General features: G+C 62.5%; 16 protein-coding genes. 10 read left to right on the forward strand and 6 right to left on the reverse strand.

The features are described 5' to 3' along the window. Positions 1 to 320: 320 nt before the first annotated feature. Positions 321 to 1,334, reverse strand: coding sequence for an LPXTG cell wall anchor domain-containing protein (locus ARB25_RS04890; RefSeq protein ID WP_055286263.1), 1,014 nt, complete (start codon positions 1,332 to 1,334; stop codon positions 321 to 323). A gap of 215 nt (positions 1,335 to 1,549) precedes the next feature. On the opposite strand from ARB25_RS04890, the gene ARB25_RS04895 reads away from it, so the two are divergent. The 3 genes from ARB25_RS04895 (at position 1,550) to bilS (ending at position 5,945) form a co-directional block, all read left to right on the forward strand. Beyond that, positions 1,550 to 3,406: an ABC transporter ATP-binding protein gene (locus ARB25_RS04895; protein ID WP_055286265.1), complete on the forward strand. Its 1,857-nt coding sequence runs from the start codon at positions 1,550 to 1,552 to the stop codon at positions 3,404 to 3,406. Further along, positions 3,407 to 5,266 carry an ABC transporter ATP-binding protein gene (locus ARB25_RS04900; protein WP_055286267.1) on the forward strand — a complete coding sequence of 620 codons (1,860 nt, stop codon included), beginning with the start codon at positions 3,407 to 3,409 and terminating at the stop codon, positions 5,264 to 5,266. It abuts the gene before it with no gap. A gap of 127 nt (positions 5,267 to 5,393) precedes the next feature. After that, positions 5,394 to 5,945, forward strand: a complete 552-nt coding sequence (gene bilS / locus ARB25_RS04905; protein ID WP_055286269.1) for a flavodoxin family protein BilS — start codon at positions 5,394 to 5,396, stop codon at positions 5,943 to 5,945. Between the two features lie 560 nt (positions 5,946 to 6,505). Here bilS and ARB25_RS04910 read toward each other — a convergent pair. Beyond that, on the reverse strand, positions 6,506 to 8,806 hold the full coding sequence (locus ARB25_RS04910; protein WP_055286270.1) for an LTA synthase family protein: 2,301 nt from the start codon (positions 8,804 to 8,806) through the stop codon (positions 6,506 to 6,508). Positions 8,807 to 9,019: 213 nt separating this feature from the next. Between ARB25_RS04910 and ARB25_RS04915 the strand changes: the two genes are divergently transcribed. The 5 genes from ARB25_RS04915 (at position 9,020) to ARB25_RS04935 (ending at position 14,786) form a co-directional block, all read left to right on the forward strand. Continuing rightward, on the forward strand, positions 9,020 to 9,889 hold the full coding sequence (locus tag ARB25_RS04915) for a nitroreductase family protein (protein ID WP_082421875.1): 870 nt from the start codon (positions 9,020 to 9,022) through the stop codon (positions 9,887 to 9,889). A gap of 159 nt (positions 9,890 to 10,048) precedes the next feature. Further along, positions 10,049 to 12,076: a KUP/HAK/KT family potassium transporter gene (locus tag ARB25_RS04920; RefSeq protein ID WP_055286272.1), complete on the forward strand. Its 2,028-nt coding sequence runs from the start codon at positions 10,049 to 10,051 to the stop codon at positions 12,074 to 12,076. A gap of 60 nt (positions 12,077 to 12,136) precedes the next feature. After that, positions 12,137 to 12,331 (forward strand): hypothetical protein, encoded by a 195-nt coding sequence (locus tag ARB25_RS04925; RefSeq protein ID WP_035138755.1) that lies wholly within the window; start codon positions 12,137 to 12,139, stop codon positions 12,329 to 12,331. A gap of 111 nt (positions 12,332 to 12,442) precedes the next feature. Continuing rightward, positions 12,443 to 14,068, forward strand: a complete 1,626-nt coding sequence (locus ARB25_RS04930) for an ATP-binding protein (RefSeq protein ID WP_055286276.1) — start codon at positions 12,443 to 12,445, stop codon at positions 14,066 to 14,068. A gap of 4 nt (positions 14,069 to 14,072) precedes the next feature. After that, positions 14,073 to 14,786, forward strand: a complete 714-nt coding sequence (locus tag ARB25_RS04935; protein WP_055286278.1) for a response regulator — start codon at positions 14,073 to 14,075, stop codon at positions 14,784 to 14,786. 95 nt (positions 14,787 to 14,881) lie between these two features. Here ARB25_RS04935 and rlmKL read toward each other — a convergent pair whose 3' ends face one another. Further along, a complete protein-coding gene (rlmKL, locus tag ARB25_RS04940; RefSeq protein ID WP_055286280.1) occupies positions 14,882 to 17,404 on the reverse strand; it encodes a bifunctional 23S rRNA (guanine(2069)-N(7))-methyltransferase RlmK/23S rRNA (guanine(2445)-N(2))-methyltransferase RlmL in 2,523 nt (840 codons plus the stop codon). A 75-nt stretch (positions 17,405 to 17,479) separates the two neighbouring features. On the opposite strand from rlmKL, the gene ARB25_RS04945 reads away from it, so the two are divergent. Beyond that, positions 17,480 to 18,307, forward strand: coding sequence for an HAD-IIB family hydrolase (locus ARB25_RS04945; protein WP_055286282.1), 828 nt, complete (start codon positions 17,480 to 17,482; stop codon positions 18,305 to 18,307). 193 nt (positions 18,308 to 18,500) lie between these two features. Then, entirely contained in the window at positions 18,501 to 19,205 is a 705-nt protein-coding gene (locus tag ARB25_RS04950; protein WP_055286284.1) for a transaldolase, read from the forward strand. 225 nt (positions 19,206 to 19,430) lie between these two features. Here the strand turns inward: ARB25_RS04950 and ARB25_RS04955 are convergent, their stop codons facing one another. The 3 genes from ARB25_RS04955 to ARB25_RS04965 all read right to left on the reverse strand — a co-directional run bounded on the left by ARB25_RS04955 (position 19,431) and on the right by ARB25_RS04965 (position 24,355). Further along, positions 19,431 to 21,578: a Tex family protein gene (locus tag ARB25_RS04955; RefSeq protein WP_055286285.1), complete on the reverse strand. Its 2,148-nt coding sequence runs from the start codon at positions 21,576 to 21,578 to the stop codon at positions 19,431 to 19,433. 410 nt (positions 21,579 to 21,988) lie between these two features. After that, the gene (locus tag ARB25_RS04960) at positions 21,989 to 23,029 is read right to left on the reverse strand and encodes a Gfo/Idh/MocA family protein (protein ID WP_055286288.1); all 1,041 of its coding nucleotides are present in this window, start codon (positions 23,027 to 23,029) and stop codon (positions 21,989 to 21,991) included. 69 nt (positions 23,030 to 23,098) lie between these two features. Then, entirely contained in the window at positions 23,099 to 24,355 is a 1,257-nt protein-coding gene (locus ARB25_RS04965) for an MFS transporter (protein WP_055286289.1), read from the reverse strand. Positions 24,356 to 24,365: the final 10 nt, after the last annotated feature.

The following is a 24,365-nucleotide window of genomic DNA, read 5'->3' on the forward strand; positions in this document are numbered from 1 at the left end:
CCCGGTGCCGGCGGGCTGTTTGGTGTCTCGCTGGTCCTCGGCTTTGCCTGCGGGATCGCTCGACTACCAAACACCTCGCCGCCGGCCGGGCCCCGTCGTCCAAAAATCACCCGTAAAGGCGCGTTTATCTAATTTAATCTATCCCTTGCGGAATGCGGCTTGCTGGCGTTGTCTGGGCATTGATGGCTACGTGGTTCAAGAGGCGGCGGTGCTGTTGCTTGAATTTTTGCAGTTAAAGAGGCCCGTTTCCCTGGGTTGGGGAAACGGACCTCATTTTGTCTCTGGACTTGTGGATTGGCGGAGCCAATAGCCGTTGGCGGCTATTTTGAGTTCCTGATGCGGCGTGTGGCTGTGGCGGTTATTCCGAGCCCCATGGCGGCGATTCCTGCGAGTGCTATTGCGCTCGGTGCTGTGTCGCCCGTGTTCGCGAGCTTGCCGGCGGTCGTATCTGCTTGCTTGCCGCTGCTCGAGTTCGCCTGCTTGGTGGAGCTTGGCGGGGTATTTTTGCCGGTCGCGGGCGAGCTGGCGGGCTGTGCCGTCTCGGCCGGTTGCGCTGAGTTGGAGGGAGGCGTCGTCTCGGTCGGTTGCGTTATCTCGGGTGAGGCGGCCTTGTCTGCCGCGGCTTTCGCCTCTTCGTATGCCTTGCAGGCGTCGTCATAGGCCGCTTGCGCCTTTTCCAAATCGCTAAGGAGCGCATTTCGCTTGGCTATGTCCTCGTCGATGTGGGCTTTAGCTTCCTTTGCCTTACTTTCGAAATACTGAACCTGTTTTTCCTGGCTTTCGAGCCGGCGTTGGTAGCGGTGAAGATCATCTTCACAAGATTCTTCTCGCCTTTGTGCCGTCATGATCTCCATGCGCAACTGCTTAATATGCTCCTTAATAGCTGTGCTGGGCTCCTCGTCGCCGAGTGCTTCAAGTGCCTTATCTAATTCTGCCTGAAGGCCGCTTGTCCGGTTGTGGGCCTCATCGTATTTGGCTTGGGCTGCATCGACGTTCGCTTGCATGGCGGGAAGGGGTTCCCTCCCTTCGGCGGCTTGCGCCGCCACCATGTCGTAGATCTCTTGAAAAGCGGCAATGTCATCATCGATTTCCGCAAGTTTCTCGGGACTTGCGGCGTCTTTTGCGGCCTCGAGGTTTTTGAGCGCTTCCTGCATGGCTGCATACGCTTTTTCTTTTGCGGCGGCCGCATCTTCCGTCTGCAAGGCAACTGCACCGGTGGGGGAGCTGGTTTCTGCCGCGATCGCCGCTACGGGGGCGATTCCCGCGACAAGTGCCGCGGAAAGGGCGATGCCCACAGTTGCTCGTCTTGCTCTTCTTGCGAGAATGTCGTTCATCTCGGCACCTCATTTCAAGGGTCGGCGACTAACTTGGTAGCACTAATGTAAGTATATCAGGCGGTCGACCCGACACTGGCTGGGTGTGCGCGTGCCTTTCCGCTTCTTTGGAAACCGAATCCCATTAGAAATGACGAGTTGTTTACGCTTCTTTTGGGGTGGCGGTACTATCATGGTTCGAATTGAATGTGGATGATGATAGGGAGCGCCTATACATGATTGAGCTGCTCAGGCGTTTTGGTGGTAAGTTTCGCCGGTATATGGTGATTGGCCCTGCGTGTAAGCTGATCGAAGTGATCTTTGACCTGCTGACGCCGCTGGTGATTGCCCAGATGATCGATAAGGGTATTGGCGCACACGATGTCAACGCCGTCGTCCACTACGGTATGCTGCTTGGCGCCATGGCTGTGATCGGCATCTCGTTTACGCTCGTCTGCCAAAAGATGGCGGCGCTCACCTCGCAGGGCATGGGCACCGATATCCGCGGTGCGCTCTACCAACACATCAACAAGTTGAGCTATGCCGAACTCGACCGCTTTGGCACGCCGTCGCTTATCACCCGCATCACCAACGACGTCAACCAGGTGCAGCTTGCCGTGGCGCTGGGCGTGCGCATGCTCATCCGCTGGCCCTTCTTGGCGGTGGGCTCTATGTGCGCGGCCCTTGCCATCGACCTTAAGCTCGGCATGATCTTTTTGATTTGCACGCCCGCCATTGGCCTGGTGTTTTGGTTTGTCATGGCGCGCTGCATTCCGTACTACAAGCAGCTGCAGGCAAAGCTCGACCGCATCGCGCTCATTTGCCGCGAGGGGCTTTCGGGCGCCCGCGTGGTTCGCGCCTTTGTGCGCGAAGATCACGAGCGCGAGCGCTTTGCCCAAGCTGCCGATGACCAGGCCAATACTGCCATCGCGGTGGGCAAGCTCTCGTCGATTCTCAACCCCGTGACGTTTTTGGTGATGAACCTGGGTGTGTGCGCCATCCTGTGGGTGGGCGGCATTCAGGTCAACGTGGGCGAGCTCACGCAGGGCCAGGTCATGGCGTTTGTGAACTACATGACGCAGACCCTGACCTCCATCGTGTACGTCGCCAACCTGGTCGTGGTCTTTACCAAGGCGAGCGCCAGTGCGTCACGTATCAACGAGGTGCTCAACTGCGAGCCGAGCATCACCGACGAGGGCAATCAGTCGGTTGCGCTGCCCAAGCCGAGCGAACTGGCGGGTGGCGCTGTTCCGGTCCCCGCGCTGAGCTTGAGCCATGCGAGCTTCTCCTTTGGCGCGGGCGCGGCAAATGCCGTCAACGATGTGACCCTGGAGCTGCCGCTGGGCAAGACGCTCGGCATTATCGGCGGCACGGGCAGCGGCAAGTCCACGCTCGTCTCGCTCGTCCCGCGCCTGTACGATGCGAGCACCGGCAGCGTGAGCGTGATGGGCGCCGACGTGCGCACCTGGCCGCTCGACCAGCTGCGCCGTGTGGTCGCGACCGTCCCGCAGCGCGCGTCGCTGGTGAGCGGCACCATCCGCAGCAACCTGACCTGGCGCGACGAGGCTGCGACCGACGAGGATCTCTGGGCGGCGCTCGACATGGCGCAGGCGAGCGAGTTCGTGCGCAACAAGCCGCAGGGGCTCGATACCCCGGTCGAGGCGGGCGGCAAGAACTTCAGCGGTGGCCAACGCCAGCGCCTGACCATCGCGCGCGCCCTGGTGGGCTCGCCTCAGATATTGATCATGGACGACTCCGCCTCGGCGCTCGACTTTAAGACCGACGCGGCGCTTCGCCATGCCATCCGCGAGCGCAGCGTGTGTGGCGCTGCTGAGGGCGGGCTGCCGCTGACTACGGTGATCGTAAGCCAGCGCGTTTCGACCGTGCGCGACGCCGACATGATCTGCGTACTCGACCACGGCTCGGTCGCGGGCCTGGGCGCGCACGATGAGCTCTACACGACCTGCCAGCTCTACCGCGAGATTTGCCAGTCGCAGCTTCGCCGCGAGGAGCTCGAGGGCCAGCAGGGGAGCACGACGCCCGCGTCCGCTCCGACCGCCCCCGCATCCGTCTGCGCAAAGGAGGGCTGCTAAATGAATCCGTACACTTCCTCCGGTTCGGTCGCCACGATGACGGCCAACGTGTCCGGCAACGATAACCTCAACGACCTGGGTGACGGTCCGCGCCAGCCCGGCGATCCCGAGCGCTATCCCGTGGGTGCGGTGACCCGCCGCTTGCTGGGCTACGTTCGTCCGCATCGCATTTCGTTTGTTGCGTCGTTTGTGAGCGCCGCCATCTCCGTGATTCTGCAGCTCTACACGCCCATCCTCATCGGCGAGGGCATCGACCTGATCGTTGCCGCCGGGCAGGTGGACTTTGACGCACTGCTGCCGCTCGTTACCAAGCTCGCGATTGTCGTCGTAGGTGCTGCGGCCTTCCAGTGGCTACAGGGCTACTGCGTCAACCGCCTGTCCTACGAGACGGTGCGCGACATGCGCGTGGAGGCGAGCGACAAGCTCAGCCGTATGCCGCTCAGCTTTATCGACAGCCATGCCCACGGCGACCTTATGAGCCGCGTGGTCAACGACGTGGATCAGGTGGGCGACGGCCTGCTGCAGGGTTTTACCCAGCTTTTCACCGGCGTTATCACCATCGTGGGCACGCTCGCGTTTATGCTCTCCATTAACCTGACCATGACGCTCGTGGTGGTGCTCGTCACGCCGCTTTCCATCTTTGCTGCCGGTGCTATTGCCAAGCTCTCCAACAAGAGCTTTACGGCTCAGCAGCGCATTCAAGGGCAGCTCGGTGGTCATATCGAGGAGTATGTGGGCGAGCAAAAGCTTGTCGACGCCTTTGCCTATGGCCCCAACGCTCAGCAGCGCTTCGATGCCCTCAATGCCGAGCTCTACACCGCGGGCGAGTGCGCGCAGTTTATGGGTTCGCTCTCCAACCCCGGTACGCGTTTTATCAATAACATCATCTATGCCGTGGTCGCTGTGATCGGCTGCGTGGGCGTGATCACGGGCGTGCCCGCGGCGCTTACGGTGGGCGGCGTGCAGATCTTCCTGTCCTACGCCAACCAGTACACCAAGCCGTTCAACGAGGTCACCAACGTCATTACGCAGATCCAGACCGCGTACGTCTCGGCGCGCCGTATGTTTGCGCTGCTCGATGCGCGCGAGCAGGAGCCCGATGCGGAGGATGCCGTGGAACTTGCCGTCCCGCAGGGCGAGGTGACCTTTGAGCATGTGGACTTTAGCTACGTGCCCGACCGCAAACTGCTGCAGGATATCTGCATCGAGGCTAAGCCCGGCATACGCTTTGCCCTGGTCGGCCCCACGGGCTGCGGCAAGACGACGCTCATCAACCTGCTGCTGCGCTTTTACGATATCGATGCCGGACGCATCATGGTCGATGGCCGGTCTTCGCGTGACTACACGCGCGCAAGCCTTCGCCGTGCCTTTGGCATGGTGCTGCAGGACACTTGGCTGTTCGAGGGCACGGTGGCGGACAACATCGCTTACGGTTGCCCAGGAGCCACGCGCGAGCAGGTTGTCGAAGCCGCCAAGCGCGCGCACGCGCACAAGTTTATCGTGCAGTTGCCAGGCGGCTACGATACGGTCATCGGCGAGGACGGCGGCACGTTTAGCCAGGGTCAAAAACAGCTGCTGTGCATCGCGCGCGTCATGCTCACCGACCCGGCTATCTTGCTGCTGGACGAGGCGACCTCGAGTATCGATACCCGCACCGAGCTGCAGGTGCAGGCGGCATTCGACGAGCTCATGGCCGGTCGCACAAGCTTTGTCGTGGCGCACCGCCTGAGCACCGTCCGCAACGCCGACTGCATTCTGGTGATGCGCGACGGGCAGATTATCGAGCGCGGCACGCACGACGAGCTGCTAGCGGCAGGCGGCTTCTACGCCGAACTCTATCGCAGCCAATTCGCCCAGTGAGCAAGCCCGTGGGGCAAATTAATCAATCGACAGACGGTGGTTTACATCTGTCACGTTAGTACTAAGATATTCATCTAATAAATTGCATTAGTGGCTTTAGTTTTGGGGGAAACGAGGCAACGTGACTATGACGTGCTCTTTGGTGGTTAACAGCAAGAGCGGTAATACCAGGATGGTTTCGGGCGCGATCAAGCGCACACTGCAGGCTGCGGGCGTTGAGTTTGTCCATGCCGCGGCGTTGAGCGACGATGCGGATGCAGATCAGGTTGCGCTCGAGGCGCAGGGCGCCTGCGCGGCCGACACGGTGCTCGTCGGTTTTTGGTGCGACAAGGGCGCGTGCACGCCTTCGGTCGCGGCGTTGCTCTCCGCTTTGCACGGCAAGCGCGTCTTCCTGTTTGGCACCTGCGGTTTTGGCGCCGACCAGAGCTACTATCAGCAGATTATCGACCGCGTAACTTCCAATTTGGCTGGGGATGCCGAGCTTGCGGGCTGGGCGATGTGCCAGGGCAAGATGGGCCCCGCGGTCAAGCAGCGCTACGAGGCCATGCTCGAGCAAGATCCCGACAACGCCCGATTTAAGATGCTGCTCGACAACTGGGTTGCCGCGAAGGACCATCCCACCAAGGAAGATCTGGACAACATGGCTGCAGCCGCCAAAAAGGCCGTGCTGGGGGAGTAGCTTCGCCGTTCGCGGTCCTTCGTGCAAAACAATACAAATGGTGAAAGCCTCGAAATCCTCGAGGCTTTTTTCTTGACACTCGTGGGCGCAACGATGGCAAGCGTCTGGGACGATATTTTCCATCACCCCGATGACGAGGCCGTTCTGGACAACACGCTCGCATATGTTCGCTGGATGTATTCAGAGTGGGACGGGCTTTCCGGATGGATGGGGTTTCGGAAAGTGCGTCCCAGAATTTGCCTCTGGAGTGGGATGCAGTTTCCCAACGGAGCCACAAGCGGAAACTGCATCCCATTCCGGACGTGAATTCTGGGACACGGTTTCCGGATGCAAAAAGGCCACATGGTGTGGCCTTCAACTTATATATGTTCGGCGATACACCCAAGACAAGCCACGCTCCAACAACAGGGCGTCTGTCCGGGCGGAGGTATGTAAGGTTCATCGCGAGTTCCGCACGCAAAGGAGGCCACTTAATGTGGCCTCCGTCTTGCGCAGGACTGTCCGAGCAGGGAACCTTACGTTCCGCGTCGCCGGGCAGACGAACCAGTTAAGACGCGCTGCTACTTGATCTTGGTCGTGCCCGGCGCCAGGTTGGGGTCGGTTTCGTTGGCCTCGGTCTGGAAGTGCTCGGTGTACACGTTCTTGCCGTCGCGGAACATCTCATAGTACTGCATCTTGGCGTAATCTTCGCGCGCCTTGGTGGCGGCTGCTGCGGCGTCGTCGTCGCCGGTGACGTTGGAGGAGAGCGCCCAGCGCAGGCTGGCGTCCTCGTAGCCCACCGAGTTGATGGCGGGCAGCGACTCACGCAGCGTCATGTGCGCCTTCTGGTAGTCGGAGAGGGGTGCGCCGATCAGCTGCATAAGCTGCGTGGACAGGTAGTTGGTGGACAGGTCGTCGACCTCGCTCGTCTGGTCGCAGCCGGCAACGTCGTAGTTGGCCCAGATGATGTAGTCGGTCTGCCACAGACGCTCCTGATGCGTGGCGTCGTCCTCACCGGTAAACCACTTGTCGTTGAACTTGGACGGGAAGAACGGCTGGTGATCGCCCCAGAACACCACGACCACCTTGCGGTCGAGCTTGCTCAGGGCGTTAAGGAAGTAGCGCAGCGCCTGGTCGGACTGCTCGATGCACGAGACGTACTCGTCGACATCGGAGAGCGTGCCGTCCTCGACGGTCTTGGCGTCCAGATCGGTCGTGTCGATGTTCAGGTGCATCTGCTTGTCGACCGGCAGCAGGCCCGTGTCGTAGCCCGAGTGGTTCTGCATGGTCACGTCGAAGATGAACTGCGGATCGGCGTTCTGGTCGAGCAGCTCAAGAATCTTGTCATAGGTCGCCTGGTCGGTCACCATACCGCGCAGAGTGTCGGCTCCCTGGAAGTCGTTGATGGACAGGAACCGGTCAAAGCCAAAGTCCTTGTACACGTTCTCGCGGTTCCAGTTGGTGGCGTGGTTGGGGTGCATGGCCGTGGTGGAATATCCGAGCGACTTGAACTGCTCTGCCAGGTTCCCGGTCGTTTCCATGTTGTAGATGGTGTAGGGGTACACGCCCGAGCCCAGGTTGGCCATGGAGTTGCCGGTCATAAACTCAAACTCGGTATTGGCGGTACCGCCGCCGTAGGCGCTCACGTAGAGCTTGCCGCGGCTGAGGCAGTTGGACAGGTTCTTAAAGTACTGCGGGCCCTCGTAGCCGGCGCGCATGTTCTGGTAGATCGACAGATCCGAGAAGGTCTCGTTCATGATGGCGATGACCGTGGGCTTCTCGCTGTCGAACTGCTCCTTTGCGGCGGCGCGCTCATCGCTCTTAGCCGCGTCGGATTTGTCATAGGCCTTGGCGTACTTTTTGAGCGTGGCCTTGGCATCGTCGACGGAGTAGTCGGCGGGTTTGGGCGGCTTGATGGACTGCGCTGCGCTAATGAAAGCGGGCAGGTAGCCCTCGCGCCAGTAGCTCTCGAGCGGGCGCCAGGTGTAGACGGTGATGCCGAGGGTGTTGTAGTAGTCGATGAGCGTGACGTGTGCGGTCACACCGCCCAGGCACAGCACGGCGACGAGCAGGTTGGTGAGCAGCATGCGCTTGGCGTTGGCGGCGCCCTTCTGACGGTGCGGTGCCACCAGGCCGGCGTACTCGCACAGCAGCATGGCGATGGCGGTAAAGCCCATGGACAGCACGCAGAACAGCGAGATCGAGAAGGTGTAGCCGGTGCCGGCGACCGCGGCGGCGGTGGAGATGGCCGAAAGGTCGCCCGGCTGGATGGGCATGGATTTAAACGTGATGACGAAGAACTCGGCAATGCCCAGGACAAAGAGGGCAAAGGCCAAGACCGCGGGGGCTGCGCCGTGGCGCTGGAACAGGAAGAACAGGCCGACCATGAGCGTGGTGATGATGGCCCACTCGAGCAGGATGCACAGGGGGTAGACCCAGGTAAAGTCGTGGTTGGACGAGACCTCCATGCCCAGCAGCGCAAAGACGCCGGCGAGCAGCAGGCACAGGACGGCGGCGACGAGCGGTTTACCCACAAAGGCTCCGCGCAGGCGGGCGAGCTTGCCGGTGGGGGCGGGGGCGTCGGGCCCGGCGAACGCAAAGACGCGCGGGGCGATGCGGTCGCGGGCGATGCTGGCCCAAGCGCAGCCGGTGAGGATGGCGTTGGTCAGGATGAGCATCACGAAGGCGAGCGGCTCGTTCTGCGCGACGAGGCCAATAGCGCCCCAGACGGTCAAAAAGAGCTGGAACAGGCCAAAGGCGACGCTCCAGGCGAAGGCGCCCTTGGCAACGGTGCCCGACTGAGCGCGAATGGCCTTGGCCTCGCGCAAGACAAGGTAGACGGTCGCCGCAAGACCGACGAGCGAGATGGCGGCAGCGAACATGCTGAGACTCCTCACAAACTAAAACGTACGAAAGCGGGGGTTTACCCGATTGTTACCAAGATATGCGCTGCAATTGGTGTCTGCGCACAACAACCAGCCATATTAACGCGCACGTGTGACGGTGTGGCGCAATGTAGTGGCGACCTGCGCGATAATGGACGGGAATTACACGGAAACGTAAAGGCTTCTTAAAGAATTGGCGAGGATGAGGCGATGAACGAACGGGCTTGTATGACGAGTGCGGGTGACGTGGACGCTGGCATGGACGCGGGCGGCTATCCGGTCGAGACGACGGGCAATGCGGTGCTGGACACGTTGGAGCACCGTTCCTCCACGCGTGCCTTCGCGCGTGATGACGACGACCGTCCCGTGGCGGTGACCGACGAGCAGCGGGCGGCAATTTTGCATGCGGCGAGTCGCGCGCCGTCGGCGGGCGCCATGATGATGTATTCCATCGTGAGCATTCGCGAGCAGGCTACGCTGGATCGTCTGGCCGACCTGTGCGACCACCAGCCCATGATCGCCAAGGCGCCCTGGGCACTTATATTTGTGGTCGACTATGCCAAGTGGATCGATCTGTTTGAGCACGTGGGCTGCTTTGAGCCCGAGTTTGTCGAGCGCACGGGCAAGGCGCCCCGCCGTGCACCGGGTTTGGGTGACTTTGCCATCGCGGCCCAGGACGCCGTGATCGCTGCGCAAAACGCCGTGGTCGCCGCCGAGGCCCTGGGCCTGGGGAGCTGCTACATCGGTGATATCGTCGAGAATGCCGAGGAAGTGGCCGAGCTGCTCGATCTGCCTCCGTATACCATGCCGCTGTCGATGCTCATCATCGGCACGCCCCGTAAGGAGCGTCCGGCCATTGCGCATCCCGTGGTGAACCTGGTGCACGAGGAGCGCTACTGCCGCGCCGATGCTGCGACTATGGACGCGCAGGTAGCCGAGATGGACGCGATGTTCCGTCCGCATGCCCGCGTGGTGGGGGAGCGCGTCGTGGACATCTATACCCGCAAGCACACGAGTCCCTTTATGGCCGAGATGAGCCGCTCCATGGAGTGGTGGTTCAAAAATTGGCTCGGAAAATGACGGATGCGACAAAGAGACAGTCCCTTTGTCACATTCCATATCGCCGAGGTGGCTTAAAGGCCGTATAAATGTTTATCTAGCTGGGAAAACAGTGCCATTCAAACATGGGCCGATTACCTATAATTCCTTCGAACATTAAAGTTGGGAGGAAACCGGCTTATGGAACAAAAGGCCAAGGAGGCAGCTTCGCACGCTGCGATTCCTGTGAGCATCTCGGCGATGCTCGTCACGCTGGGCGTGGTGTACGGCGATATCGGCACCAGCCCTATGTATGTAACCAAGGCGCTCGTTGCCGGCAACGGCGGCATCGGAAGCGTCACGGAGGAGTTCGTGCTCGGCGCGCTCTCCCTTGTCGTGTGGACGGTCACGCTGCTGACCACCATCAAGTATGTGCTCATCTCGCTGCGCGCCGATAACCATGGTGAGGGCGGCATCTTTGCCCTGTACAGCCTGGTCAAGCGCTGCGGCAAGTGGCTTATCGTCCCCGCCATGCTGGGTGGCGCCGCGCTGCTCGCCGACGGCATCCTGACGCCGGCCGTTACCGTTACCACGGCCATCGAGGGCCTGCGCACCATCCCGGCGGTCCATGCCGTGCTGGGCGATGACCAGGGCCGTGTCGTCGCCATTACGCTCGCCATCATCATCGTGCTCTTCTTGGTTCAGCGCATCGGTACGGCCAAGATCGGTCACGCCTTTGGCCCCATCATGACGCTGTGGTTCCTGTTCCTGGGCGGCACGGGTCTGTTCTTTGTCTTCCAGCACCCCGCCGTGCTGCTGTGCCTCAACCCGGTGCGCGGCATCGCCTTTTTGCTGAGCCCCAACAACCACGCGGGCATCATGATTCTGGGCAGCTGCTTCCTCGCCACCACCGGTGCCGAGGCGCTCTACTCCGACATGGGCCACGTCGGCCGCGGCAACATCTACGCTACCTGGCCGTTCGTTAAGTGCTGCCTGCTGCTTTCCTATATGGGCCAGGGCGCTTGGCTTATGAACAACGCTGCCAACCCCGAGCTCATGGGCATTGCCGACCTCAACCCGTTCTACCAGATGCTCGCCCCGGGCCTGCGCCCGTTTGCCGTCGGCCTTTCCACCGTCGCGGCCATCATTGCCTCGCAGGCGCTCATCACCGGCGCATTCTCGCTGGTGTCCGAGGCCAGCCGTCTGGACCTCATGCCGCACATGCAGGTCTTCTACCCTGCCGAGACCAAGGGCCAGCTCTACATCCCCATGGTCAACAACGTCATGCTTGTCGGCTGCGTCATCGTGGTGCTGCTGTTCCAGAACTCGGCGCATATGGAAGCCGCCTACGGCCTTGCCATTACGCTGACTATGATGTGCACCACGCTGCTGCTCTTCTTCTACCTGCACGAGGAGCGCAAGCTCAAGGTTGCTCCGTGGATCTTCGCGGCCTTCTTCCTTTTGCTCGAAGGCTTCTTCTTCGTGAGCTCACTTACCAAGTTCTTCCACGGCGGCTACTTCACCATCCTCATGGCCGCGCTCATCATGGGCATCATGGTGTGCTGGTACAACGGTACGGCTGTTGAGCAGCGCCAGTTTACGCTGCTGCCGCTGCGCAGCTACCTGCCGCAGCTCAAGCGCCTGCGCGACGACGACCGTTACGAGCGCATGAGCGACAACGTCGTGTACCTGACCAAGGACACCCATACCGACTACATCGACCGCGACATCGTCTACTCGATTTTGGACAAGCATCCCAAGCGCGCTCGCGCCTGGTGGTTCGTGAATGTCGAGACCATGGACGAGCCGCATACCTTTGCCTATTCGGTCGAGACGTTCGGCACCGACTACGTGTTCCGCGTGCATCTGTACCTGGGCTACAAGATCAACCAGCGCGTCAATGCCTATCTGCGTCAGGTCGTTCAGGACCTGGCTGCCACCGGCGAGCTGCCGGCGCAGACGCATGACTACTCGGTCTACAAGGATCCGGGCAACATCGGTACGTTCAAGTTCGTCCTGATCCGTAAGCTTCTGGCGCCCGAAAGCGATGTGGAGCCGAGCGAGCGTACGGCCATCACGCTCAAGTACATCATCCGCCGCGCCGCCGGCACGCCTGCACGCTGGTACGGCCTGGAGAACTCCAACGTGAGCTTTGAGTACGTGCCGCTGTTCACCAAGTTCAAGGCCGTGAACAAGATGCAGCGCCTGGCCCCCAACGAGCGGCCGTAGACGTCGGCGGCTACACGGAGTTGGTTTTTGATGGATAAGCATGAGGCCGGGGAGGTAAACATGGATACAAAGGCGCTCGATGGCCGCGAGGCGGTGGTCGAAATGGTGCGTGAGGCGCGCGTCGACGCCGCCGAAGATCGGTTCTTTACGAATCGTGCCAACATGGACATGGCCGACCGCGTGATCTCGATCGTGGCACTGGTATTTGGAGCGGTGTGCGTGTGTGCCCTGCTCGCGCACGTGCTGTTTGTCTAACGACCGCCGGTTGCAAAGGCTATACACTTGGAACCACCACAAGGGAAACCACCACAAAGGTGCCTGTCCCTTTGTGGTGGTTTTTGTTTTCGAGAGAGGGGCGGGGCGCTGATGGACGTCCGTACGGACGGCGATATTGCCGATAACTTTTGGTGGCGGCGCACAACGCTGACGCGCCGCACTCCTCTGTATGACGCTTGCGTATCGGTGGGGCTGCTGGTCGCGGCGACGATTGTGGGCGCGCTGCTCGACCATCCGGGTCTCGCGCCGAGCATCATGATCGTCTATGTGTTCGCCGTTCAGCTGTGCGCATTCTTTACCTGGAGTCGCCTGTATTGCTTGCTGAGCTCGGCTGCCGCCGTGGCGCTCTACAACTTCTTGTTTGTCGACCCATGCTACTCGCTGTCGCTTATCGACCGCGGCTATCCCGGCATGTTCTTCATCATGTTCGTGGTCTCGCTTGTGTCGAGCTCGATTGCGTTAGCCCTGCGCCGCGCCTTGGCACAGGCTGCCGCCAGCGACCGCCGCACGCATATGGTGCTCGAGACCAACCGCATGCTGCAGCGGTGCGCCGATCAGCAGCAGATCGTTCATGCCATGGCAACGCAGCTGGCGCGTCTTTCGGGCTGTCCGGTCGTGTGGTACAGCGCCGACGCCGAGGGCGATGACCTGCTGCCGCGTGCGACATACACGGCCGTGGGCGATGCCGCGCCGGTGCATGAACTGGCGCCGCAGATGCCGCCGCGGCTCTCGGCGTCCGCCTATGTGGGAACGCCGCTCGATGCCACCTATGGCGGCTCGGCGTTTTATGGCATCTACCTGACGGTTCGCACGGGCGACGGCTTCGTCCGCTCGGGCGACCCCGCCTCGGTGGTGGGCGTGCTGGCTATCGTTGCCGAGCCCGACGTGCTGACGCATGAGGAGCGGACGCTTGCCGATGCCATCGTGAGCGAAGGTGAGCTGGCGCTCGACCGCGCCCGCGCCATGGAGGCCCGCGAGGAGGCGGCGGTGCTCGCCAAAAACGAACAGCTGCGCGCCAACCTGCTGCGCTCCATCTCGCACGATCTGCGTACGCCGCTCACCAGTATTTCGGGCAATGCCGATGTCCTGCTCGATCAGGGCTCGACCGGCACCGCGGTGCTCGATGCCCAGACGCGCCGCGGCCTGCTCCTTTCCATTCGCTCGGATGCGCAATGGCTCAACGCCACCGTCGAGAACCTGCTCGCCATCACCAAGCTCGAGGGCGGCGGCATGCGCCTGTCGACCACGCTCGAGCTCATGGACGATATCGTCGAGGAGGCGCTGCGCCACGTGAACCCTGCCGTGCGCGAGCACGATCTTAAGGTGGTGGCGTGCGATGAGCCGGCGCTCGTCAACGTCGATGCGCGCCTGATGGTGCAGCTGGTGGTCAATCTGGTGAACAACGCCATCGCCTATACGCCCGCGGGCTCGCATATCATGATTTCGATTAGCGTCGACGATGGACGCGTGGCGTGCTCGGTGGTCGATGATGGTCCGGGCATCGCACCCGAGGACCGCGAGCGGATCTTTGAGTCGTTCTACACCGCCAACCACGGTCTGGCTGACAGTCACCGCAGCGTGGGCCTGGGTCTTTCGCTCTGCCGCTCCATTGCGCTGGCGCATGGCGGTAGCATAGAGGTTGCCGCGGCGGACCCGCACGGCTCGGTCTTTACGATTGAGCTTCCTGCCGCCGACGTTTCGTTTGATAAGGAGTAGCGCCGTGCCGAACTCTGCCGTAAAACCGCTCATCTTGGTCGTTGAGGACGACCCTGCCGTTCGCAATCTTATTGTTGCCGCGCTCGAGGCGCACGGCTTGCGCCATATGGCCGTGGAGACCGCCCATGCCGCCATCGCCGCCGCCTCGTCGCAGACGCCGAGCATTGTGCTGCTCGATCTGGGCCTGCCCGATATGGACGGCGTCAAGGTGGTGGAGTCGGTGCGCGCATGGTCGGGCATGCCGATTATCGTGGTCTCGGCGCGCAGCGAGGATGCGGACAAAATCCGCGCGCTCGATGCCGGTGCCGACGACTATCTGACCAAGCCGTTTTCGGTCGAGGAGCTGCTCGCGCGTATTCGCACGACGCTCAGGCGCCTTTCGTATGCGCAAACGGGCGGTGTTGCCTCCGAGGGCTCGTTCGATACCGGTGAGCTGCATATCGATTTTGATGCCGGCATCGCCACGATGGATGGCGAGGAACTGCATCTGACGCCGATCGAGTATAAGCTCCTGTGCCTGCTGGCACACAACGCCGACAAGGTGCTGACGCACCAGTTTATCCTGCATGAGATCTGGGGCACGGCAACTAAGAGCGACCTGGCGAGCCTGCGCGTCTTTATGGGCACGCTGCGTAAGAAGATTGAGTCCGACCCCGCGCATCCGCGCTATATCCAGACGCACGTGGGTATCGGCTATCGCCTGGTCACCCAAGGGTAGGACGGCGTCCGCCATCCCACTATGAGTTGCGGTGAAATACGGTCTAAATTTGCCTAATTCCAGGCAAAACAGTCCGTATTCCACCGCAACTTTGTCTATTTGCCCTTGGGCTTGCTGGCGTAGAACTTCTTCTTTTTGGGCTTGCCGTTGCCGGCCTGCGCGTGCGCGGGCACTGCCGCGCGAGGCATACGGGCCTTGGGGTTGCGCAGCTCCTCGGTTCGCTCGGCAATCTCCTCGGCGCTAAAGCCGACCTCGGCCATGGCGTCCTCAATGGGCAGGCGGCGCACGATATAGCAGTGGTGCACCTTCTGGTTACGTGCGAAGTCCTCGGGAATGGTCTGCGCCGTAATGTCCTCCAGCACGACGCCCGCGCGCGCGAGCTTGCGCGTTTCGGGGCGGAAGCCGCGCAGGTTGCAGCTGAAGATGGCATGGCCGCCCTGCGCGAGCAGGCGAGATACGCCGGCCAAAAGCTCAACATGGTCGCGCTGGACATCCCAGGTACGGCGGCCCATCTTTGACGAGTTCGAGAACGTGGGCGGGTCGACAAAGATCAGGTCCCAGCGGTTGCGCGTCTGGCGCTGGTCGCGAATCCAGGCAAGCACGTCGTCGCGCACAAAATGATGCTGCGGCCCCACAAAGCCGTTCTGGCGCATGTTGCGCTCGGCCCAGTCCAGATAGGTGTTGGAGAGGTCGACCGTCACGGTCTCCTCGACGCCGCCATCGGCCGCGTAGCAGGTGGCAGTGCCGGTGTAGGCGAACAGGTTGAGGAAGCGGCGCGCCTGTTTGGCGTGCTCGCGCACTAGGTTGCGGGTGACGCGGTGATCCAGGAAGATGCCCACATCCAGATAGTCGTCAAAGTTGACGGCAAAGGTGAGGCCGCCCTCTTCGATGAGCGGCAGACGACGGCGTGTGATATTGGCACGCTCGCCCGATGCGCCCTTGCCGGCGCCCTGCTTGCCGTACTGCGAGCCGCCGCGCGAACGCATGCGGGCCTTGGCGTGCACATGCTCGGCCGGAACATCCAGGATGCGCGGCGCGATGGCCAAGATGTCGAGCATACGGGCCTGGGCCAGTGCGGGGTCGATGGTCTTGGGCGCGGCGTATTCGGCGATGACGAGCCAGCGGCCCGGCGTCTGCGGGCAACCCTCGTACAGGTCGATGGCAGCGGAGTAGTCGGGCAGGTCGGCATCGTAGACGCGGTAGCAGCTCACGCCCTCGCGCTTTGCCCACTTTCGACGCAGACGGGCGTTCTTGCGCAGGCGGTTGGCGAACTGCTCGGACTCCGGGATGAGCACGGGCAGCGGCTTGCCGTCGCCCAGGTCGAGCGTGGCGGTAGGTTCGGGCATGAGGGTGTCGGCGGCTTCGCCTTGGGCATCTGCGGTCTGCTCCTCGGCATCTGCGCTGGTCGCAGCTTCGAATGCCGCGGCGGCGTGGTCGAGCGAGGGCCAAACCTCAAGAGCCGCCTCCTCGTTATTGGGCATGACGGCGATCGAGCGCTCGGGCTCGGCGTGGAGCGCGCGGGCCAGCAAGCCGTCGCGGGTGAGAGCGGCGACCGGCGCCGAAGCGAGCTCGGGGGCGCGGCGCAGCTCGCCGATGAGCGTCATGGCATCGTGCATGAGCGAAAGCGGGGTCTCGGTCGTGTCCGCGACCAGGGCGGCACCGGCGACGGCGCCCGCATGGTCCAGCACGGTGGCGGGCTTGGCGGCACAAAAGTCGACAAAACGCTTGTAGCCGGCGCACTTGACCATGCGCTCGGCAGTCTTGCGGGCGGCGGGGTCGATGTCTACGGCCACGATGCGCGCCTGGCGCTCGCGCGCTGCCGCCTCGCGCTCGCGCGCCTCGGCAAGCAGCTGCTCCCACAGGACAGCGTCGTGCAGCTGCCAGCCCTCAAAGCCCCAGCGCTCGCGTGCGGCGCCCGGGGCGCGGTCGGTCAGAATGTTCACGGCCTCCAGCAGCAGACCGCCGCCGGCGCACGAGGCATCGATCAGCGTGGGAAGGGCTTCGTTTTCGTAATCGTCGGCCGTCAGCTCGCGCTCGCATAGTGCGGTCCAGCCGACCTGCGCCAGCACCAGGGCGGCGTAGTCGGGGCGCAACACGTGTGCGCCCTCGCCGGCACGAGTCGCAGCGGGCGGCAGACGCTTGAACAGCGGGTCGCCCGAAAGGTCCAGGCTGATGCTCGCGCGACGCTGACGCAGCGAAAGCAGTAGGTGAACATCGGGGTCGGCGGCATCGACGTCGGCACGACGTCCCGTGGTCTCGGCCAGGCGGTCGCACAGCGCGTCTTTGGCGCGCAGGGCCGAGAAGCGCGTGTTGCGCAGCTGCTCGGTCACGCCGCGGGCGGTGATGGCGATGGTGGCGCCGGGGCGGACGATGCTCTCCCAGGCGATGTCGTAAACGCTATCGTACAGTTCATCGGCATCCTGCGCCTCAAAGCGCCCGAGTACCACGAACACACGGCTCGCCAGGCGCGACCACAGACAGGCGCGGTAGCCTTCTTCGAGCTCGCCCTCAAATGTAGCGCGGCCCTTCAGCCGGCGAACATGCGAAAGCCCGAGGCGTTTAAGCTCATCGGCGAGTGCGGACTCAAAGCCCTCGGGGCAGCTTGCGTAAAATTCCATGGGTGACCTCTCTGGTTGCGTCGCTCCATTATATGATGGATGCTTCGTTTGCCCTTATCCTCGAAAGGAACCCATATGATTGATGCGTGTCCCGAACCCGCTGTGCTCTTTTTTGACGTGGACGGCACGCTGACGTCGTTCGATCCCGACAACATGACCGACAAGGACTTTTCGGCGGTTCGCCCCTCGCAGGCGGTCGTCGAGGCGTTTCATCGCCTGCGCAATGCGGGTCACCAGGCATTTATCTGCACGGGTCGTCCCTTGTGGCTGATCGCCGATGGCCTGCGCGCGCTCGACCCCGCGGGCGTCGTTGCCATGGCGGGAGCGACGCTCGAGGTCGAGGGCCGCGTGGTGCATGAGGACTGCTTTGACGAGCACGTTATCGAGGAGCTTGCACGCCGTATGGCCGCGGCAGGGATTGAGGCCTTTTTCGAGACCAACGTGGCTACTTTTGCCTTGGAACCTGCGGGTGTTGAGCAGTCGTCTCTGATCGGCACTTCTGTGGTGCACAGCGCCGAGGAGATGCGCGTCGACGGCAGTCTGCGCGTGGGCAAGGTATGCCTCAATGTGCCCAGTTTGGCTCGCGTAGCCAATGATGACGGCTTTATCGATCGCGAGTTTGAGCTGTGCAACACCGGTGGCCAGAATCGCGAGCTGAGCCCCAAGGGCATCAACAAGGGCGTGGGCGTGGCGCGAGCGCTGACGTATCTGGGCCGCGAGGGAAATGCGCGCACCTTTGGCTTTGGCGATTCGGGCAACGACCTGGGCATGCTCGCCGCCGTCGAGACGGCCGTGGCCATGGGTAATGCCATGCCCGAGGTCAAGGCGGTCGCCGACTACGTGACCGACGATGTCGCACACGACGGTACCGTCACAGCGATGCAGCATTTCGGCCTCATCTAATGAATCCCGCGTTCTGACGTTTGCTCAAACTGCGACTCTTTGCTTTTGCATGCTCAATCGATTTATCAATCCAAACACTGAGGTGTTTATACCGTTCGCCGAGAAGATAAAAAACCGCAGCTCACGCCTTGATAAACGTAGGTAAAGTGTTTAGCAGTTTAACGCCCGTGTGCAAGCGAAAGGAATCAGGCAGATGGCAATCAAGGTGTTCGCTGACGGTGCAAACCTCGAGGGCATGCTCGACATGTACGAGAACGGCAACGTTCAGGGTTTCACGACCAACCCGTCCCTTATGAAGAAGGGCGGCGTGACGGATTACCGCGCGTTTGCCAAGGAGGTCCTGGCCCACATCACCGATGTGTCCGTCTCGTTTGAGGTCTTTGCCGACGACGTCGAGACCATGGAGGTCGAGGCCCGCGAGATCGCTACCTGGGCCGAGAACGTCTACGTCAAGATTCCGTGCGTGACCACCAAGGGCGAGTCCACCGCCGAGCTGGTCCGCAAGCTTTCCGCCGACGGCATCAAGGTCAACGTCACTACCATCTTTACGCCTACGCAGGTCGATGAGATGGTCGAGGCCGTTGACACCGAGACGCCGTCCATCATCTCGCTCTTTGCCGGCCGCATCGCCGATACCGGCGTCGACCCCATTCCGTTTATGACGGAGTCGGTCAAGAAGGCCGCCGCAAAGCCCAACTGCGAGGTCCTGTGGGCGTCCACGCGCGAGCTCATTAACATTTACCAGGCAGAAGCCTGCGGTTGCCAGATCATCACGGTGCCCAACAGCATCCTGGCCAAGCGCAAGAACATCGGTCGCGACCCGTACGAGGTCTCGCTCGACACCGTCCGCGGCTTTGCCAAGGATATCGCGGCGCTCGGTTTCCATATCCTGCCGTAAGCAAGGGTACCCCCGCCTGCGCCGTGCAAAATTGAGAGTATTCAGCAAGGTAAAGGTCTTTATCAGTTAACCGAAGCATGGAACGGCCCCCGTTTTGGCTCTGACGACGCTAAAACGGGGGCTGTTTTTTGCTTTTTCGTCTCTGAGGGGCATCCGGAACGGTGGAATTTGCAGAATACTCGCGATTTTGCACATCGCTACAGGGGGTACCTTTGCTTTGGCGGTTTACTTGCCCTGCACCATGGTGAGCGAGATCTTCTTGCGGTCGCGATCGACCTTTTCGACCCACACCTTGACCGTGTCACCGACGCGCACGACGTCGCTGGGGTGCTTGACAAAGCGGTTGGCCAGCTTAGAGATATGTACGAGGCCGTCCTGGTGCACGCCCACGTCGACGAAGGCGCCAAAGTCCACGACGTTGCGCACCGTGCCCTTGAGCTCCATGCCGGGTTCCAGGTCGTCGATGGAAAGCGCCGAGCGGCTAAAGACCACCTCGGGCGCGTCATCGCGCGGGTCGCGACCGGGCTTCTTGAGCTCGTTAACGATGTCGATGAGCGTGAGGGTGCCGCAGTTCAGGTCGCTTGCCAGCGCCGAGATGCTGCCCAGGCGGCGCTCGATGTCGGGCACGCCGCCGCGGCTGAGCTCGCTTGCTTTAACGCCGGCGCGTTCTAGGACGGACGTGGCCACCTCGTAGCTCTCGGGGTGGACGCTTGTCGCGTCGAGTGGGTTCCTGCCGCCGCTAATGCGCAGGAAGCCCGCGGCGTTGAGATATGCCTTGGGTCCCAGCTTGGGGACCTTCTTGAGCTGGCGGCGATCGGTAAAGGCGCCGTTTTCCTCGCGGTAGGCCACGATGTTTTTGGCCACGCTCGGCGTGATGCCCGATACGTATCCCAGCAGGCTCGCGCTCGCGGTGTTTACGTCGACGCCCACGCGGTTGACGACGTCCTCAACCACGTGGCCCAGGGTGCGCGAAAGCTCGGTCTGGTCAAGGTCGTGCTGGTACTGGCCCACGCCGATGGACTGGGGCGGGATCTTGACGAGCTCTGCCAGCGGGTCCTGCAGGCGGCGGCCCAGGCTCATGGCGCCACGCACGGTGACGTCCAGGTCGGGATACTCCTGGCTGGCGAGCTCGGAGGCGGAGTACACCGATGCGCCGGCCTCGTTGACGATGGTGTATCGCAGCTCAGGCGCCTGCTCGGCGATGAACTCCGAGACGACTTCCTCGGTCTCGCGGCTGGCGGTGCCATTGCCGATGACGATGGTGTTGACGCCGTCCTTCTTGACGAGGCGGGCGAGCTCGCGCTTGGTGCCGGCGACGTCGTGGCGCGGCTTGGTGGGATAGACCACGCCGTGGTCGAGCAGCTTGCCGGTCTCGTCCATGACGGCGACCTTGCAGCCGGTGCGGTAGCCCGGATCGAGCGCGAGCACGCGGGCGCCGCGCACGGGGCGTGCCGAGAGCAGGCCCTCGAGATTCTTGGCAAAGACGTTGATGGCCTCGGTCTGGGCGCGAACGGTGAGTTTGGCGCGGGCCTCGCGCTCCAGCGAGGGGGCCATGAGGCGCTTGTAACCGTCGGCGATGGCGGCATCGAAGACGGGCGCGAAGACGCCCTGGCGGCGGGGCCAACGGCTGCTGAGGCGCGCTGTGGCGGCAGCGCCGTCGACGTTCACGCGCACGCGAAGCTTGCCCTCGCGCTCGCCGCGGTCGATAGCCAGCACGCGGTGGTTGGGTATACGGCGCAGCGGCTCATCATAGTTGTAGTAGGGCTCGTAGGGAGTCTTTTCGGCGGGGTCGGTGGCCTCGACGACGATGTCGGCGGTGTTTTGCGTAAAGGCGCGCAGGTCGGCGACGTTCTCGGGGTCTTCGGCCACCGTCTCGGCCACGATGTCCGCCGCGCCGGCGAGCGCCTTCTCGGGCGTGTCGAAGCCGGCTTCCTCGTTGACGTAGGCCGCGGCGGTGTCGAGCGCGCTGCCCTTGGCCGAGGCCTGCATGATGATCATGTTGGCAAGCGGCTCCAGGCCTGCCTCGCGGGCCTTCTGTGCGCGGGTCATGCGCTTTTTGCGGTAGGGCTTGTAGAGGTCCTCGACACGCTGGAGCTGCGTGGCCTCGCGAATTTGCTGTTCGAGCTCGGGCGTAAGTTTGCCCTGGGCGTCGATGAGCAGAATGACGTCCTCTTTGCGCTGTTCAAGATTGCGCAGGTAGGACAGGCGCTCGTCGAGTGCGCGCAGGGCGACGTCGTCCATGCCGCCCGTGGCTTCCTTGCGGTAGCGCGAGATAAAGGGGATGGTGTTGCCCTCGTCGATGAGCTTGACGGCTGCCTCGATGTTGGCGGCCTTAAGGTTGAGCTCGCGGGCGAGCTGGGCGATAAGATCCATGGGACTCCTTGCGTTTAAGGTGCGTTTGCAGCACAGGGCTACCAAGGATACCACCCGTCCCAAAAGGCTGTTTTGGGGCCGCGCCACGAAAACGACCTATCTACTACGTTTAAACCGTATGGGTCGACCATCCCCCGGTTTTCCGAGAATGCGCAAGCCGTCTACCTGCGCTTTTGATTTTAGGAAATTCGGCATGGTTGAGGGCGGTCGGTTAAACGTAGTAGATAGGCCCATTTCGTGGCGAACGAATCAAGCCGAGGTGCAAAATAGCCCCCGCCCCAGAAAAATCGTCGGCAAGGTAGCAAAAAGCCCCGCGGGCAGGAGGCTGCTCGCGGGGCAAAGAAGAGGGGCTTATTTGTGGCGGACCGAGGGGCTCGGCATGGGGTTTTGCCGCGGTCTGCCCCAAGGCGTTACAGCTCGACGAGCTGGCCGGTCTCGGCGGCCTCCTTGATGGCGTTGAGAAGCGTGAGCGTCTTGACGTTATCGGCGGGGGTCACGACGGGCTCGACCTCGCGGCGGACAACCTTCACAAAGTGCTTGAGCTGCATCTTGTGCGGCAGTGCCGGGTCGACGGCCGGAATCTCCATTTGCAGCGGCTTGTGCCAGTTGGAGGCGCCGTCGTAGGAGAACTGGTGCAGGCGGGGCAGCGACAGGGCGCCCTTAGTGCCGCCGATAAAGTAGGCATCGGCGTCGAAGGGGCGATACTGCGGATCCTCGCGAGCGGTTGCCTCCCAGTTCCAGGGGCTGGCGGTGGCGTCGGAGATGGTCATGCTCGCGAGCGCGCCATCGGCAAAACGGACGTTGACCACGGCGGAGTCCTCGGTCTCAAAACCGCGGGCGGCGCTGGACTGCATGCCCTGGACGGCAACGGGCTCGCCCAGCAGGTAGCGGAGCAGGTCGACGTCGTGCACCAGGTTGACCAGGATCGGGCCGGCACCCTTCTTGCGGCGCCACTCGACATCGAAGTACTCGTCATTCTTATAAATCATATAGTGGAAGCTCGACACGGTGAGCTTGCCCAGCTCGCCGGACTCGATGATCTCCTTGGCCTTGTTAACGAAGGGGTTGTGGCGACGGTGTTGACCCACGAGTACGGGCACGCCGGCGGTCTCGGCCTCGGCGGCGAAGGCCTGAGCATCCTCGAGGTCGTTGGAGATCGGCTTTTCGACCAGCGGCACGATGTTGCGCTTGATGGCCTCGCGGGCAACGCCCAGGTGCAGGTCGTTGGGGGTGGCGATAATGACGGCCTCGGGCTTGACCTCGTCCATCATCTGGGCGGGATCGGTATAAAACGGCACGCCGGCGGCCTCGGCTGTGGCGCGGGCGCCCTCAAAGGCGTCGGCGATGGCGACGAGCTCGGCCTCGGGCTCCTCGGTGACAAAGCGGATGTGGTTGCGGCCCATGGCGCCGGCGCCGATAACGGCAATGCGGACGGGGTTGAGCTCAGACATTTCGACTCCTTAATACTGGTGACCGGTGGAATGCGACAAAGGGGCTGTCCCTTTGTCGCATCGGTAAAACTAAGCGGACTTCTTCTTGCTGTCGGAGACCATCATGTAGACGGTGAGTACGACGGCGATGGCGGCGATCACAATGGCGCCGTAGAAGGACTGCTGGTAGGCGGCGCTGCCGGCCTCGGCGTGATACAGCACAGCGGTGATGGGCTGGCTGATCCAGGTGGAAGCGGCGTAGCCCAAAAACATGATGCCGTAGTTGACGCCGATGTTGCTGGTGCCAAAGGCGCCACCGGTGAGCGGCGGGTAGATGACGAGCAGGGCGCCAAAGCTAAAGCCGAGCAGGGCGAGCGCCACGAAGAACATGCTCTGCGTAAAGCTCATCGACATGATAACGAGGGCGATGATGGTGACGACAAGGCTGATGAGCAGCGACTTATAGGCGCCGATCTTGTCGATGATCTGGCCAAAGGACAGACGGCCAACCAGGTTGGCGCAGGTGTTGACGGAGACCACCACGCCGCCGAGGGCGACGGCAGCGGCGCTCGTGGGGTCGGCGAAGAGCTGGACGGCGGCGATGGAGGCAACCTTGCCCACGAGCAGGGTGCCCGCGGTGGCGGCAAAGGCGAAGGTGACGATGAGGACCCAGAAGCGCGGGGTCTTGACCATCTCGCCTGGGGTGAGGTCACCGAAGGTACCGGCATGTGCGCCGCCCTTAGGGGCCTCGAAGCCCTCGGGCAGCCAGCCGGCCTCGGGGGCCTTCAGGAGCAGGGCGGAGGCGGCAATCGTCACAAAGAAGATGACGCCGAGCGCCTTAAGGGCGCCAAAGATGCCCAAGCTCGGGATGAGCAGCGAGGCGAGCACCGGGGACAGCACGGCGGGGCCGGCGGTCGAAGCGGCCAGGGTGATGCCGGAGGCGAGACCCTTCTTGTCGATGAACCACTTTTGGCCGGTGGTGAGCGCCGGGTTGTAGCCCAGACCGTTGCCGACGGCGGCGACGAGCGAGAACCACAGGTAGAACTGCCACGGCTCGGTGACGGTGCCGGACATGAACCAGCCCACGCCGTAGCACACGGCGGCGGCGATCACGACGTTGCGCGGGCCGATCTTATCGGAGATGCGGCCGGCGAAGATGCCCGTCACGGCCATGATGGTCTGAAAGACCGGGAAAGCCCAGGTAAGGGCGCTCGACCACTCGGGGTAGACGGCGAGTAGGTTCTTGCTCACGACGGAATACAGCGCGATTGAGCTGATGAAGAACATGGTGACGCACGCGGCGGAAAGCACGACGGCGCGACCCTTGTTGGAGTTGGTGGAAGCCATTGGACTCTTT

Origin of the sequence: Collinsella aerofaciens (genome assembly GCF_001405375.1) — a bacterium.
Taxonomy (GTDB): Bacteria; Actinomycetota; Coriobacteriia; order Coriobacteriales; family Coriobacteriaceae; genus Collinsella; species Collinsella aerofaciens_F.